At 71.2% G+C, this 14,937-nt stretch carries 13 protein-coding genes; 4 read left to right on the top strand and 9 right to left on the bottom strand.

Annotated elements, in window-relative coordinates:
* The first annotated feature begins 127 nt into the window (after positions 1 to 127).
* Together ACZ60E_RS17755 and glxA are read left to right on the top strand one after the other, a co-directional pair.
* Entirely contained in the window at positions 128 to 2,143 is a 2,016-nt protein-coding gene (locus ACZ60E_RS17755; RefSeq protein ID WP_469441446.1) for a glycosyltransferase family 2 protein, read from the top strand.
* Between the two features lie 100 nt (positions 2,144 to 2,243).
* Positions 2,244 to 4,181, top strand: coding sequence for a radical copper oxidase GlxA (gene glxA / locus ACZ60E_RS17750; protein ID WP_384805096.1), 1,938 nt, complete (start codon positions 2,244 to 2,246; stop codon positions 4,179 to 4,181).
* Positions 4,182 to 4,265: 84 nt separating this feature from the next.
* Here the strand turns inward: glxA and ACZ60E_RS17745 are convergent, their stop codons facing one another.
* The 6 genes from ACZ60E_RS17745 to ACZ60E_RS17720 form a co-directional block, all read right to left on the bottom strand.
* The gene (locus ACZ60E_RS17745) at positions 4,266 to 5,282 is read right to left on the bottom strand and encodes a glycoside hydrolase family 6 protein (protein ID WP_453795031.1); all 1,017 of its coding nucleotides are present in this window, start codon (positions 5,280 to 5,282) and stop codon (positions 4,266 to 4,268) included.
* A gap of 419 nt (positions 5,283 to 5,701) precedes the next feature.
* A complete protein-coding gene (locus ACZ60E_RS17740; RefSeq protein ID WP_469441445.1) occupies positions 5,702 to 6,388 on the bottom strand; it encodes a class F sortase in 687 nt (228 codons plus the stop codon).
* 6 nt (positions 6,389 to 6,394) lie between these two features.
* The gene (locus ACZ60E_RS17735; protein WP_469441444.1) at positions 6,395 to 7,036 is read right to left on the bottom strand and encodes a hypothetical protein; all 642 of its coding nucleotides are present in this window, start codon (positions 7,034 to 7,036) and stop codon (positions 6,395 to 6,397) included.
* Between the two features lie 116 nt (positions 7,037 to 7,152).
* Entirely contained in the window at positions 7,153 to 7,932 is a 780-nt protein-coding gene (locus ACZ60E_RS17730; protein ID WP_107016032.1) for an HAD-IIA family hydrolase, read from the bottom strand.
* A gap of 180 nt (positions 7,933 to 8,112) precedes the next feature.
* Positions 8,113 to 8,973 carry a hypothetical protein gene (locus tag ACZ60E_RS17725; RefSeq protein WP_469441440.1) on the bottom strand — a complete coding sequence of 287 codons (861 nt, stop codon included), beginning with the start codon at positions 8,971 to 8,973 and terminating at the stop codon, positions 8,113 to 8,115.
* A 589-nt stretch (positions 8,974 to 9,562) separates the two neighbouring features.
* Positions 9,563 to 10,678 (bottom strand): ROK family transcriptional regulator, encoded by a 1,116-nt coding sequence (locus tag ACZ60E_RS17720; protein WP_469441438.1) that lies wholly within the window; start codon positions 10,676 to 10,678, stop codon positions 9,563 to 9,565.
* A 147-nt stretch (positions 10,679 to 10,825) separates the two neighbouring features.
* On the opposite strand from ACZ60E_RS17720, the gene ACZ60E_RS17715 reads away from it, so the two are divergent.
* Positions 10,826 to 11,947, top strand: a complete 1,122-nt coding sequence (locus ACZ60E_RS17715; protein ID WP_469441436.1) for a Gfo/Idh/MocA family oxidoreductase — start codon at positions 10,826 to 10,828, stop codon at positions 11,945 to 11,947.
* The gene (locus tag ACZ60E_RS17710) at positions 11,944 to 12,435 is read left to right on the top strand and encodes a heme-degrading domain-containing protein (RefSeq protein WP_469441434.1); all 492 of its coding nucleotides are present in this window, start codon (positions 11,944 to 11,946) and stop codon (positions 12,433 to 12,435) included. Before ACZ60E_RS17715 ends, ACZ60E_RS17710 begins: the two co-directional genes overlap by 4 nt.
* Before the next feature lie 148 nt (positions 12,436 to 12,583).
* On the opposite strand, the gene ACZ60E_RS17705 is transcribed toward ACZ60E_RS17710, so the two are convergent.
* The 3 genes from ACZ60E_RS17705 to ACZ60E_RS17695 all read right to left on the bottom strand — a co-directional run bounded on the left by ACZ60E_RS17705 (position 12,584) and on the right by ACZ60E_RS17695 (position 14,869).
* The gene (locus ACZ60E_RS17705) at positions 12,584 to 13,441 is read right to left on the bottom strand and encodes a fumarylacetoacetate hydrolase family protein (protein WP_469441429.1); all 858 of its coding nucleotides are present in this window, start codon (positions 13,439 to 13,441) and stop codon (positions 12,584 to 12,586) included.
* Positions 13,442 to 13,580: 139 nt separating this feature from the next.
* On the bottom strand, positions 13,581 to 14,366 hold the full coding sequence (locus ACZ60E_RS17700) for a YidC/Oxa1 family membrane protein insertase (RefSeq protein WP_469441427.1): 786 nt from the start codon (positions 14,364 to 14,366) through the stop codon (positions 13,581 to 13,583).
* A gap of 188 nt (positions 14,367 to 14,554) precedes the next feature.
* Positions 14,555 to 14,869: a DUF6412 domain-containing protein gene (locus ACZ60E_RS17695; RefSeq protein WP_469441423.1), complete on the bottom strand. Its 315-nt coding sequence runs from the start codon at positions 14,867 to 14,869 to the stop codon at positions 14,555 to 14,557.
* Positions 14,870 to 14,937 lie beyond the last annotated feature (68 nt).

The raw sequence follows: 14,937 nt of genomic DNA, 5'->3' as shown, positions 1-14,937 counted from the left end.
TGTCTATAAGGTGTGTGGATGATGTGGTGACGGGGGCCTGCTGTTGATACGCCAGTGCGGGTTCAGGGGGACCGGCCGGCGAAGGGAACAACGAGCACGTGGAAACTCGCGTGTGGGGGGATGACTCATGACGTCGACGCCGACGGGCGCCCGGCAGAACTCCGACCCGTCCGAGACCACCCAGCTGAGGGTGCCGTCACAGACGCGGACCGGCACTTTCCGCAGAATCAAGAAGAACCTGCCGAGATACGACTACGAGCACTACAGCCGGCTCGCGGGTCCTCTCACGCAGCCGGACCCGACCAAGCCGTACAAGGTGCAGTACCGCACGCTGCTCTCGCAGGAGCCGCACCGGCTGCGCGCCGCCCTGATGCTGGGCGCGGCCCCGCTGCTGTCGATCGTGCTGCTCATCTGGCTCCTCCAGCCGGCGCACTGGACCGAGCGGGACTATCCCGCGTACGACTTCCTGCCGGCGCTCGACGTGGTGATGCTCGTCTCCATCGGTCTGATCGAGCTGTTCCGCTGCATGAACGTGCTGTCGAACGCGCACGCCACGCTGGTCGCCCGCGACCCGATCCCGGTGGTGCCCGAGACCGGCACCAGAGTGGCCTTCCTCACCTCCTTCGTGCCCGGCAAGGAGCCGTTGGAGATGGTGACGAAGACCCTGGAAGCCGCGGTGCGGATCCGGCACCGCGGCCTCATGCATGTCTGGCTCCTCGACGAGGGCGACGACCCCGAGGTGAAGGCGGTGTGCGAGCGCCTCGGAGTGCACCACTTCTCCCGCAAGGGCGTCGCGAAGTGGAACCAGAAGAAGGGCCCGCACCGCGCCAAGACCAAGCACGGCAACTACAACGCCTGGCTGGACGCGCACGGTGACCACTACGACTTCTTCGCCAGCGTCGACACCGACCATGTCCCGCTGCCGAACTACCTGGAGCGGATGCTGGGCTTCTTCCGCGACCCGAACATCGGCTTCGTGATCGGCCCGCAGGTCTACGGCAACTACGACAACCCGATCACCAAGGCCGCCGAGTCGCAGCAGTTCCTGTTCCACGCGCTGATCCAGCGCGCGGGCAACGCGTACGGCTCGCCGATGTTCGTGGGCACGTCGAACGCCGTGCGCATCAAGGCGCTGAAGCAGATCGGCGGCCTGTACGACTCGATCACCGAGGACATGGCGACCGGCTTCGAGATCCACCGCCACAAGAACCCGGCGACGGGCAGGAAGTGGCGCTCGGTCTACACCCCGGACGTCCTCGCGGTCGGTGAGGGCCCGAACGCCTGGACGGACTTCTTCACCCAGCAGATGCGCTGGTCACGGGGTACGTACGAGACGATCCTCAAGCAGTACTGGAAGGGCGCCTACTCGCTGCCGCCGAGTAAGTTCTTCAACTACACGATGATGATCATCTTCTACCCGATGTCGGCGCTCAACTGGATCCTGGCCGCGCTGAGCTGCGCCCTGTTCCTGGGTCTGGGCGCCTCGGGTGTGAACATCGACCCGGCGATCTGGCTGATGCTCTACGGCAACGCCTCGGCGCTGCAGATCGGCCTCTACGTCTGGAACCGCCGCCACAACGTCTCGCCGCACGAGCCCGAGGGCTCCGGCGGTGTGGCGGGCATGATCATGTCCGCGCTGTCGGCACCGCTGTACGCGAAGGCCCTCATCGACTCGATGCTGCGCCGCAAGAGCAAGTTCGTGGTGACCCCGAAGGGCGACTCCGCGAGCCCGGACACCTGGTTCGGGACGTTCCGGTACCACTGGTACTTCATCGCGATCTTCAGCGGTTCGATCACCGCGGGCTTCGTCTACGGCCACTCCCACCCGGCGATGATCATCTGGGCGACGTTCGCGCTCCTCATCACGGCCTCGCCGATGTTCGCCTGGCGCTGGATGATGCGGCAGGACAAGAAGGGGAGGAAGCACCGGCACGGTTCCCCCCAGGAGCCCCCGGCCGCCCCGGCGCCCGTGTACGACAGCCGGATCCCCCTCCAGCCACAGCAGTCCCAGGCGCCTCAGCACGCCGCCCCGCACGGGCAGCAGCACGCACCTCAGCACAAGCCGAGCTGGGCGTCGGGCGGGGGCACCGACCAGACCGTGCAGATCTCCCTCGGAGGCCGGCACCGTTCGTCCGGGGAATGAGATGCGCGGCCACCGCGCCGCGTATCCCACCCCAGGGGCCGGACCAGGGACGAGGCCTGGTCCGTGCCGGCCAAGTCAGTCGAGTTAGACGGGAATTCAAGTGAAAGACGGTTCCAGCCGCCGCCGCGCCCGCCGCATCGCGATAGGTGCGGCGGTGGTGCTTGCGCTGGCCGGGATGAACGGACCCGCGCTCTACCGCTTCGGGTCGGAGCAGTACCACGAGTACAAGATCAACAGACCTGAGTACAAGGCCGAGAACGGCAAGTGGGACATCGTCGAGTTCCCCGAGAAGTACCGGCTGAACACCATTCACGCCGCGCTGCTGCACACCGGCAAGATCCTGCTGATCGCCGGTTCGGGGAACAACCAGGACAACTTCGACGCGAAGAAGTTCGACACCCGCGTCTGGGACCCGGTCAAGAAGACGATCAAGAAGGTCCCGACGCCGGCCGACCTGTTCTGCACGGGCCACACCCAGCTGCCCAACGGCAATCTGCTGATCGCGGGCGGCACCAAGCGCTACGAGAAGCTCAAGGGCGACATCACCAAGGCGGGCGGCCTGATGGTCGTCCACAACGAGAACCCCGACGAGCCGATCACCCTGCCCGCGGGCACCCGCTTCTCCGGCAAGGAGAACGGCAAGACGTTCGTGTCGAAGGACCCGGTCGTCGTCGAGCGCGCCAAGAAGGTCTTCGACCCGGCGACCGGCAAGTTCCTGCGCAACGAACCGGGCCTCGGCCGGATCTACGTCGAGGCGCAGAAGAGCGGCTCCAAGTACGAGACGGGCACGCAGGACAACTACCGCGTGCAGGGGCTCTCGGGCGCCGACGCCCGCAACACGTACGGCATCGCGCAGAAGCTCGCCCTGGACAAGAAGGACTTCCAGGGCATCCGGGACGCCTACGAGTTCGACCCGGTCGCCGAGAAGTACATCAAGGTCGACCCGATGAACGAGGCGCGCTGGTACCCGACGCTCACCACGCTCTCGGACGGCAAGATCCTCAGCCTCTCCGGCCTGGACGAGATCGGCCAGCTGGTCCCGGGCAAGAACGAGGTGTACGACCCGAAGACCAAGAAGTGGACGTACACCGACGGCGTCCGCCAGTTCCCGACCTACCCGGCGATCTCCCTGATGCAGAACGGCAAGCTGTTCTACTCGGGCGCGAACGCCGGCTACGGACCCGACGACGTCGGCCGTGACCCGGGCGTCTGGGACCTGGAGACGAACAAGTTCAAGAAGCTCAAGGGCATGTCCGACCCGAAGCTCCTGGAGACCGCGGGCACGGTGCTGCTGCCGCCCGCGCAGGACGAGAAGTACATGGTGATCGGCGGCGGCGGGGTCGGCGAGTCCAAGCTGTCCAGCAAGAAGACCCGCATCATCGACCTGCTGGCCGACAACCCGAAGTTCGTCGACGGTCCCGAGATGGAGAAGGGCACGCGCTACCCGCAGTACTCGATCCTCCCGGACGACGACGTGCTGGTGTCGGGCGGCTCGGAGGACTACCGCGGGCGCGGTGCCACCAACATCCTGCAGGCGCGGATGTACGACTCGAAGACCAACGAGTTCAAGCGGGTCGCCGATCCGCTGGTGGGGCGCAACTACCACTCGGGCTCGATCCTGCTGCCCGACGGCCGCGTGATGTTCTTCGGCTCGGACTCGCTCTACGCCGACAAGGCCAACACCAAGCCGGGCAAGTTCGAGCAGCGCGTGGAGATCTACACGCCGCCGTACCTCTTCCAGGGTTCGCGGCCGACGCTCTCCGGCGGTCCGAAGACCATCGAGCGCGGCGGGTCGGCGACCTTCACGTCGAAGCACTCCTCGTCGATCAAGTCGGCCCGGCTGATCCGGCCGAGCGCGTCGACGCACGTCACCGACGTCGACCAGCGGTCGATCGCGCTGGACTTCGAGAAGACGCAGGACGGCATCGAGGTCACCGTCCCGAAGAGCCGCAACCTGGTCGAGTCCGGCTGGTACATGCTGTTCGTGACGGACGACCAGGGCACCCCGAGCAAGGCCCAGTGGGTGAAGATCCCCTGACGGACGTGGTGCGTACGTGACTGGGGGCGCCCTCCGCACAGGGAGGGCGCCCCCAGTCACGTGCACGTCACCTACAAGCAGTTACTACTTGCTCGCCTTCGCGAGCTTCAGCGCGTACTCCGGCCACCACTGGCCCGCCTTCGGTCCGTCCTTGCACGTGCCGTCGGACTCGCCGGGCCGCTTGACCCACAGGTACGCGTCGACGAGATCGTCGTCGGTCTTCGTGGTGGGTGACTCGCCCAGCGCGCGCCCCGGCGGGTTGCACCAGTTCTCCTCCGGGTCGCCGTCCGTGTAGGGGCCGTTGCCGTTGCGGCTGGTGTCGATCACGAACGGTTTGCCGCCGACCTTCGACGACAGTTCCTTGCCGTACTTCGTGCTGTCGGGCGTCTTGTAGAAGTTGGAGACGTTGACCGCGAACCCGTCGCCGTTCTCGACGCCCGCCAGCTTCAGCGGCTCGGCGATGTCGGCGGGCTTGCCCCAGCCCGCGTTGCCGGCGTCCAGGTAGACCTTCGTGTTCTTCAGCGACTTGAACTTCTCCACCGCGCCCCGGAGCAGGTCGTAGCGCTCCTCGTGGAACTCGTCCGGGGTGCAGCCGTCCACCATGTGGAGCACGGCGTCCGGCTCCAGGATCACCGTGGCCGCCCGGTCGCCGATGCCGTTGGCGACCTGGTCGATGAAGGTCCGGTACGCGTTGCCGTCGGCGGCGCCGCCGCTGGAGAACTGGCCGCAGTCGCGGTGCGGGATGTTGTAGACGACGAGCAGGGCGTCCCGGTCGGCCTTCGCCGCGGCCTCGGTGAAGCCGCGCGCCTCCTGCTCCGCGTTCTCCGGAGTCAGCCACTGCCCGGTGGGCTGCTCGGCGATCTTACGGATCAGTTCGGCGTTCTCGTCCTTGCCGTCCTTCGCATAGGCGGCGACCTGTTCGGCCGCGTTCCCGTCCGGGTTGACCCAGAACGGGTCCTTCTCCTTGGGCTGCTGGCTCACCTCGGCGCCCGACGTGTCCTTGTCGCCGTCGTCGCCCGAGGACGAACACGCCCCGAGCAGCAGCACAGCTCCGGCCACCGCCACGGACGCCCTTGCCCCGGCCCCCCTGCTCCCGTACATCGAAAAACTCCCCCTCGGGTGCACCGTCCGAAGTACCAATCCTGACATACGTGTCGGGCCGCCCACGAGCACAGTCACGCCTTGTCGGCCAGCTGTTACAGCGCTGAACGGCCGGACAGCGGCGGGGTCCCGCGGACCTGCCCGGACGCCGCGGCCACCTGCGCGGATAACGCAGCGCCACCGTGCTGGGACTTGGCGTCATTCAGCCCCTAGGCCGGGGCGCTCATCCGTTCTAGAGTCGTCCCAGACGGCCCGGGCCCCCGGCTGTCCGGCCATCCGCCCGTCCGCGGATGGGACCCTGAACCTCCCGTGCCGGTCGCCGGGTTACTCCCGCAGCCCGTGCGCGCACGGTCGAGGACCAGCCCGGTCGACGGCTCCGGGGGGAGCGGGTCGTCGACCGGGCCAGGTACCGCCGCCCCTCATCCGTGACGGGTCCCGCTGAGGTACGCGGAGACGACCACGTTCGCCGTGTAGGTGCGGCTCGTGCGGTCGAAGGTGCCGCCGCACGTGATGAGCCGCAGTTCGGCGCGCCCGGTCTGCCGGGCCCCGTACACCTTCCGGGCGTCGAAGCGGTCGCGGGCGAAGACCTGTACGTCCTCGACGGTGAACTCGGCGACCGTGCCGTCGTCCCGGACCACCCGGACCGCCGCGCCGGGCCGTATCTCGCTGAGGTGGTAGAAGACCGCGGGCCGGGTCTCGGTGTCCACGTGCCCAACGAGCAGCGCGGTTCCGGCCGCCCCGGGCCGCACCCCGTCCTGGTACCAGCCGACGGTCCCCGGCTGTCCGTACGGCGGCGGATCGATCGCCCCGCCCGGGTCGAGGCCGCGGCTCACGACGGGGGCCCGTACGCCCAGTGCGGGCACGTCCACGCGCTGGGGCCGCGCGTCGCCCAGCGGCTTCACGGCGGGCGGCAGTTCGACGCCGAGCGGGCGTCCGACCGCCGCCATGTCGCCGGTGGTCGGCGCGGATATGCCCTGCCGTATGTCGGTGACCTCGCGGCCCCAGAGCCACAGTCCGAGCAGCAGCAGCGCCCAGGCGAGCCCCATCAGGAGCCGGCCGGCGCCCGCCGTGTGTTCCCGGTGTTCCGATTGCGTGCGTGGTGACATGGCCCCTCAGTCCGTACGGCGGCGGCCCCGCCGGGCGCTGCTGACGGCCACGGCGACGGCGGCGACCCCGGCCAGGACGAGTCCGACGACCGCGTGCCGGGTACCGGGCCCCTCCGACCTGGCCTCGGCGGCGGCGAGCCGTGAGGTACCGCCACCGCCCGCGTGCACGGGGGCGACGGGGGACGCGGGCGCGGCGGGCGAAGCGGCGGCCGAGCCGTCCGGCTGCTTCCGCTTCTGCTTCTCCTCCCGCTGCTCCTCCCGCTCCCGCTTCTCCTTCTGTTCCTGCTTCTCGCGCTGCTTCTTGTCGGCGACGGTGACCGTGCCCTTGACCTTGTGCTCGAAGCCGTCGCAGGTGACCTTGATGTCGTACGTGCCCGGGTCGAGCGTCGAGCGGACGCGGGTCTCGCCCGCGAGGTCCCCCCGGCCCCCGGTGAGCTGTGCGTCGGCGACGAACGCCGCCGACGCGGCGGTGCCGGTCAGCCCGGTGCACCCCTGGACCCGCAACCGGACGTCGCTGCCGGGAGCCGGGGACCCCGGGGTCACCCGGACACCTCCGTCGGCCGCGAACACAGAGGGGGCGTACGCCGTGGGGGCGAGTGCGGCGGCAGCCGCCGCACCGGCACAGAGAGCGAGTCGCAGTGAACCCATCGTGAACCTCCAGACATCTGGAGCGTCCTCCGCGGGCCGGACGGGCGCATCCGGGGAGGGGGCCCGCTGCTCCGTACGGGTGGCGGCCCGTACGGGTGGCGGCTCGTGCGGCCGGCTCAGACGCGGTCGACGAGGTCCGCGATGGAGTCGACGATCGTGGACGGGCGGTACGGGTACTTCTCGATCTCCGCCTTCGTGGTGAGACCGGTGAGGACGAGGAAGGTCTCCATGCCCGCCTCCAGACCGGCCAGCACGTCGGTGTCCATGCGGTCGCCGATCATCGCGCTGGTCTCGGAGTGCGCGCCGATGGTGTTGAGCCCGGTCCGCATCATCAGCGGGTTCGGCTTGCCCGCGAAGTACGGCTGCTTGCCGGTCGCCTTGGTGATCAGCGCGGCGACCGCGCCGGTGGCGGGCAGCGCGCCCTCGGCGGACGGGCCGGTCTCGTCGGGGTTCGTGGCGATGAAACGGGCGCCGTCGTTGATCAGCCGCACCGCCTTGGTCATCGCCTCGAAGGAGTACGTGCGGGTCTCGCCGAGGACCACGTAGTCGGGGTCGTGGTCGGTCAGCACGTACCCGATGTCGTGCAGCGCGGTGGTCAGACCGGCCTCGCCGATGACGTACGCGGAGCCCTCGGGGCGCTGGTCCTCCAGGAACTGCGCGGTGGCCAGGGCGGACGTCCAGATGTTCTCGACCGGCACGTCCAGGCCCATCCGCCGCAGCCGGGCGTGCAGGTCGCGGGCCGTGTAGATGGAGTTGTTGGTGAGGACCAGGAAAGGCTTCCCGGAGTCCCTGAGCTTCCTTATGAAGGCGTCGGCGCCGGGGATGGGCACGCCCTCGTGGATGAGCACCCCGTCCATGTCGGTGAGCCACGATTCGATGGGCTTGCGCTCTGCCATGTGCCGTCTCCTGCCGTACGCGTTCTGCGTGAGCCGTGCGGGTGCGCCGTGCGGGTGCGCCGACGCCGCCGGTCACCGCCGTGTGCCGACGCCCCCAGCCTAGCCATCCGCTGGATCTTGGAGGAGGGGAGGACGAGGGAGAGGGACGCGGGAGGGGGAACGCCGGAGGGGGTCGCGGGCTCAGCGTCTGCGGCGGGCCACGACCAGCGCGGTGGCCCCGGCGGTCAGGAGCAGCAGCGCGCCGCCGGCCGCGGCGAGGAGGGCGCGGGGCGAGGAGAGCCCCGTACCGGCCAGTTCCTCGGCGAACGGCAGCCCGTCCGGTACGCCGTCGGCGGCACCCCGACGCTCCGGGTCCGGGTCCCGGTCCGGGACGCCCGTGTCACCGCGCGGCTCGCCCGTCTCCTTGCCCCCGGCCACTCCCCCGACGATGCGGAACCGGTAGTCGTTCGACTGGCCCACCCAGGCGCCGTCGTCCTGGTGCCGCTGGACGACGGCCGCGTTGGCGACGACGTCGTTGGCCACCGCGTCCGAGGTGACCGCGAGCCGCACCTTGACGGAGAGGGTCTTGCCGGGCGCGACGGTGAACCCAGGGAAGCCGTCCTCCCCGGCGGAGTCCGGCGCCGGGGAGCCCGACACGGAAGGGCCTGGCCCGGCGGAGCCGAGCACGCCGATGTGCTCGTCCTCGTCGGTCCGCTCGAAGGTCACGGCGTGGGGCCGGTCCCCGTCGTAGAACTCCAGGCGCGGCTGCTCCGGCCGCAGCGCCCGCTTCTTGTCCACGAGGACGACGACCGGGTGGACGTTCTCGCAGGGGGCGTCGGTGGTGTTGGTGAGGTCGATGTACCAGATCCGGAATCCGCCGCCGGCCTCGTAGGCGTCGGGGCCGCCGTGGATGCGGGTGCGCACGGGGAAGTCCCGTTTCCCGGACGTGGCGCAGGTGGGTCCGGCCCCGGGCAGGGCCTGTGCGGAGGCCGGTGCGGCGGGCACGGAGGTGAGGGCGGCTGCAGCGGTCACGGCGAGAGACAGGGGCTTGCTCAGTCGCATGGACACGGGAGCCTGCCACGGGGACGCGTGCCGCTGGCCGCGACGCGCGGGGGTGAAGCCCGTTCGGGGGTGCAGGTACGTCCGGTTGGGCGCGGGCGGTCGGCCGCAAGTGTGCGTCCGATCGGCCGCGGAGGGGGGCGGCCAGTCTGGGGCCGTTCGGAGGTGCAGGTACGTCCGGCCGACGGCGAGGGTGCGGGCGAGCGGGCGGCAAGGCTGCGTCCGTCCGGCGGCAGCGGTACGTCCGGGCGGCGGGCAGGGTGCGGGCGGTCGGCGGCAAGGGTGCGTCCGTCCGGCGGCAGCGGTACGTCCGGGCGGCGGGCAGGGTGCGGGCGGGTGGACCGGTGTGCGGCCGGCCGACGGCGAGGGTGCGGGCGGGCGGCGAGGCTGCGTCCGTCCGGCGGCAGCGGTACGTCCGGGCGGCGGGCAGGGTGCGGGCGGGTGGACCGGTGTGCGGCCGGCCGACGGCGAGGGTGCGGGCGGGCGGCGAGGCTGCGTCCGTCCGGCGGCAGCGGTGCGTCCGGGCGGCGGGCAGGGTGCGGGCGGGCGGACCGGTGTGTGGCCGGCGGGGCCCCCGGGCGCCCGCCGCCGTTCAGTCCTGTGTCCGGCCGAACAGCGGGGCCAGCAGCAGTTGGGCCGCTCCCTCCGCGACCGCCCGCGCGCCGCCGGGCGCGATCCGCACCGGTACGGGGCTGCTCGCGCCCTCGCGCCGGGCGCGGGTGTCCAGCACGGCGCCGACACCGCGTACGAAGCGTTCGGGCTCCGCGGTGACCGTACGGCCGCCGAGCAGCACGAGGTCGATGTCGAGCAGCCCGACGAGGTTCGCGGCGCCCTCGCCGAGGACACGGGCCGCCCCGTCGATGTCGCCCCGGGCCACCGCCGCGAGGCAGAGCGCCTCGACGCAGCCCCGGTTGCCGCACGGGCAGGGCGGCCCGTCCAGCTGGACGACCTGGTGCCCGAACTCCCCCGCCCCGGTACGGGCCCCGCGGTGCACGGACCCGCCCAGGACGAGCCCGGCCCCCAGCCCCGTACCGAGATGCAGATAGGCGAAAGCTCCGACCTCGCCGCCGACGGCCAGTCCGAGCGCCGCGGCGTTCGTGTCCTTGTCCAGCACCACGGGCACCCCGAGCCGCCGCGCCAGGGCGTCCCGCAGCGGGAACCCGTCCCATTCGGGGAACCCGGTCACCCGGTGCAGCACGCCGTGCGTGTGGTCGAGCGGCCCCGGCATGGCGACGCCGACCCCGAGGACGGCGGCGTCGGAGGGCCCCTCCACCAGCACCTGGGCCTCGTCCACGACCACGTCCAGCACGGCCTCCGCGCCCGCTCCGAGGTCGAGGGCGGCCCGGCGCTCGGCCACCACCTCGCCCGTGAGGTCGACGAGGACGGCGCGCAGTTCGTCGCGGTCGACCTGGAGTCCCACCGCGTGCCCGGCCTCCGGCACCAGCCGCAGCGCGGTCCGGGGCTTGCCTCCCGTGGAGGCCTGCCGGCCCGCCTCGGCGATCAGACCGTCCTCGCGCAACCGGGCGGTGATCTTGCTGACGGCCTGGGGGGTCAGCCCCGTACGCTCGGCGAGTTCGAGACGGCTCATCCCGGCCCGCCCGGCCCTGCGCAGCAGGTCGAGCAGCAGCGCGGCATTGTGGCTGCGCAGCGAGAGCAGATTCACCCCGCTGACCGCACCGCCCGGTCCCGCGGCCCTGATCCCAGCCACTCGGCACTCCTCCTCACTCGACACTTCCGCGCACCCGACAACACTCTGCTCGCCGCACCGCTCCCGACGCTTGCGCGCTCCTCGCGTCCCACACCCCATTGTCCCCCGCGCTTGCACTTTGGCAACAGCGTTGTTTAAGTGGAGGGCATGACTGGCACAGGTGCTGACACCTCCCTCCGCCCGGACTCCCGTCGCGAAGGCCCCTTCCGCGTGGGTCTCGTCGGCTACGGCCTCGCGGGCTCCGTCTTCCACGCCCCGCTGATCGCCGCCACCGAGGGCCTCGTCCTCGACACGGTCGTCACGGCGAACCCGGACCGGCAGCGGCAGGCGAGGGACGAGTTCCCCGGCGTACGGTTCGCGACGTCCCCCGACGAGCTGTGGCAGCGCGCGGACGGGCTGGACCTGATCGTCATCGCGTCCCCGAACAAGACGCACGTCCCGATCGCCAGGGCCGCCCTCGAAGCGGGCCTGCCGGTGGTCGTCGACAAGCCGATCGCGGGCGCGGCGGCCGAGGCCCGCGAGCTGGCCGCCCTCGCCGACGAACGCGGTCTGCTGCTCTCCGTCTTCCAGAACCGCCGCTGGGACAACGACTTCCTGACGCTCCGGAAGCTGATCGCCGACGGTGAACTCGGCGACGTCTACCGCTTCGAGTCCCGCTTCGAGCGCTGGCGCCCCGAACTCAAGGGCGGCTGGCGCGAGTCCGGCGACCCCGCAGAGATCGGAGGTCTGCTGTACGACCTCGGCAGCCACGTGGTCGACCAGGCACTGGTCCTCTTCGGCCCCGCGGCCACCGTCTACGCGGAGTCGGACGTCCGCCGCGCCGGCGCCGAGGCCGACGACGACACGTTCATCGCGATCACGCACACGAGCGGCGTCCGCTCCCACCTCTACGCCTCCGCGACGACGGCCCAGCTCGGCCCGCGCTTCCGGACGCTGGGCTCGAAGGCCGGTTACGTGAAGTACGGCCTGGATCCCCAGGAGGCGGCCCTGCGCGACGGCGGACGCCCGGTCGCGGGCGGCGAGAAGGAGTGGGGCGTGGAGCCGGAGGAGCTGCGGGGCCGCGTCGGCTCGGGCGAGTCCCCGCAGACCGGCGGCGGCACCCCGGTCCCGACCGTGCCGGGCGCGTACCCCGCGTACTACACGGCGGTCGCCGAGGCCCTGCGCGGCACCGGCGAGAACCCGGTCACCGCGCTGGAGGCCGCCGCGGCCCTGGACGTCCTGGAGGCCGCGTACCGCTCGGCCCACGAGAACGTGACGGTGACCCTGTGAGCACTTCCACGCCCGCCACGCCCGCCACGGCCCCGACCGTCGCCGAACTGGAGGAGCAGGAGCGCCGCCTGACGCTCCCCCGCTTCACCCACGACGACGCGTGGACCCTCGGCTCGCTCCTCGTCGAACTGGCCCGCGAGCGCGAGGCGCCCGTCGCCATCGACATCCGCCGCGGCGGCCAGCAGCTCTTCCACGCCGCGCTGCCCGGTTCGACCCGGGACAACGACGCCTGGATCGACCGCAAGCGCCGGGTCGTCGAACGCTACGCCGCCTCGTCCCTCCTGGTCGGCAGCCGCTTCCGGGCCAAGGACACGACGTTCGAGGCCTCCTCCCGCCTGGACCCCGACACGTACGCGGCCCACGGCGGAGCCTTCCCGATCACGGTGAAGGACACAGGCGTGATCGGCACGGTGGTGGTCTCGGGCCTCCCCCAACTGGAGGACCACGCATTGGTGGTAGAAGCCCTGACCCGCTTCATGACGACGTAAGGGCCACCACACCCAGGGGCGCGGGGAACGGCGCAATCTGTTGTCTTGAGGGGGCGCAGCCCCCAAGGGGCGCGGGGAACTGCGCGACCAGCCACGACGTCGCCGCAGCCGACAACGCGCCGACGTTCCCCGCCCCCGAGTGGAACGGCTACGCGGGCGCGAAAACCTGCCGCTGCCGCCCCAACCCCCCGATCTCCAACTCCACGACATCCCCCGCCCGCAGGAACGGCTTCGGCTCGGGCATCCCGAGCGCAACCCCCGCAGGCGTCCCGGTATTGATGACATCCCCGGGATAGAGAGTCATGAACTGACTCACGTACCGCACCACTTCCGCGACGGAGAAGATCTGGTCGCCCGTACTGCCGTCCTGCCGCAGCTCCCCGTTCACCCACAGCTTCAGCGCGAGCGCCTGCGGATCGGGCACCTCGTCGGCCGTCACCAGCCACGGCCCGAGCGGGTTGAACGTCTCGCAGTTCTTGCCCTTGTCCCAGGTCCCGCCGCGCTCGATCTGGAACTCCCGCTCGGACACGTCGTGCGCGACCGCGTACCCGGCGACATGCGCGAGCGCCTCCTCGCGCGAGCCGAGGTAGCGCGCCGTACGCCCGATGACGACGGCCAGCTCGACCTCCCAGTCGGTCTTGACCGAGCCACGCGGTACGAGCACCGTGTCGTGCGGCCCGACCACCGTGTCCGCGGCCTTGAAGAAGATGACCGGCTCGGCGGGCGGCTCGGCCCCCGTCTCCCGCGCGTGGTCGTGGTAGTTGAGGCCGATGCAGACAACCTTGCCTATGCGGGCGACCGGCGGCCCGACCCGCAGTCCGTCCGCGTCGAGCGCGGGCAGTTCCCCGGCCTCGGCGGCGGTACGGATCCGGCCGAGCGCCACGTCGTCGGCGAGCAGCGCCCCGTCGATGTCCGGCACGACGTCCGACAGGTCCCGCAGAACTCCGTCGGCATCGAGCAGCGCGGGACGCTCGGCCCCCGCCGTACCGACTCGCAGCAGCTTCATGAGCAGTGTCTCCCTTGATCGCGGGCGGCCGACCGATGGGTGCAGCCATCGGAGGACTGGTCGATCCTCCAAGGTCGGCGTCCAGTCCGCAATACCCGGTTCACGGACTGGACCGTAACCACCAGAGTCGGTGTCGGCGTCAGCCCAGCACCGCGGCGGCCGGCACGGCCCCCGGCATGTCCCGGTACAGCACCGCCCGCTCGACCGCGCTCCACGTCGTACTGGTCACCACGTACAGCGCGGCGGCCAGCGGCACGAACGCCACGGTGAGCAGCGTGAAGAAGGACATCAGCGGCATGATCTTGGTGATCGCGCCCATCCCCGGCACCTGCGGCTGTCCGTCGCCGGAGGCCGGGTTGGCCGCGTTCGCCGCCGCCCCGGCCGCCATCGTCCGCTTGGTCCGGCGGTAGTTGAAGGTCGCGACGACGGCGACGATCACGAACAGCCCCACGTACACGAGCCCCTGCGCCCCGAGGACCCCGCCGTCACCCAGCGCGTCCGCCCACCGGTCGCCCAGCGGCGCCGCGAACAGCTTGTGGGCGAGCAGGGAGTTCGCCTCGTCGCCGATCCGGGAGTTGGAGAACAGGTGGTAGAGGAGGAAGAAGGCCGGCAGCTGGAAGAGGCTCGGCAGGCATCCGGAGAGCGGGGACACCTTCTCCGCCGCGTGCAGTTCCATCACCGCCTTCTGCAGTTTCTCGGGGTTCTTGCCGTGCTTCTTGCGCAGCTCGGCGATCCGCGGCTGCAACGCGGCCCGTGCCCGCTGCCCGCGCGCCGAGGCCCGCGACAGAGGGTGCACGAGGAGCCGTACGAACGCGGTGAACAGGACGATCGCGGCGGCCGTCGCCGAGTCGTGGAAGAGCGGGCCGAGCAGATCGGCGAGCCCTTCCACGAGGCTCGCGAAAGCGGACATGAAGGTGGCGAACATGGGTGAGCCCTCCGTGGGTCCCGTGGTGCGTCGATGCCGAGGAGATGTGACGTGGCGGCACGTGCGTCGGGGTGGGACGTGACGTGCGTCGGCATGACGGCCCGCGAGGGGCACTGCGCAGGCAGGAGGAACGGGAGGAGCAGGAGGAACACGATCAGGAGGATCGGGTGAACGCTGCTGCGAGGTCCCTACGCGGCCGTCGGGAGGGGCCGGCCCGGGGCTCGGGGACGCCTGCGCCCCCGGGCGTCGGGATCGCGCTGCGGCAGGAACGCCGTGCGCTGCTCACGGTCGCGCATGGCCGTACGGACCCGGGTCCGGGGCACGGCGGGCGCGAGGCGCGAGGAGATCAGGGAACAGGCGGCGAGCGCGGACCCGGCCGCGGCGGTCGCCGCGAACGTGACGGCGACGGCTCCGGAGAGGCTGCCGGTGTCCAGGAGCGCCACCTGCAGCAGGAGGACGAGCAGCAGGACGGCGGGCTTCACCTGTGCCCAGGTCCGTGTCATCGACTGCTCCCTCCTCTCTGTTCCGCGACGGCTCGCCATGATCCGCTCTGTTCCGCCACGGTCCGCTG

Source organism: Streptomyces sp. NPDC102514 (assembly GCF_055584525.1).
This window is presented reverse-complemented; position numbering and strand designations above follow the sequence as displayed.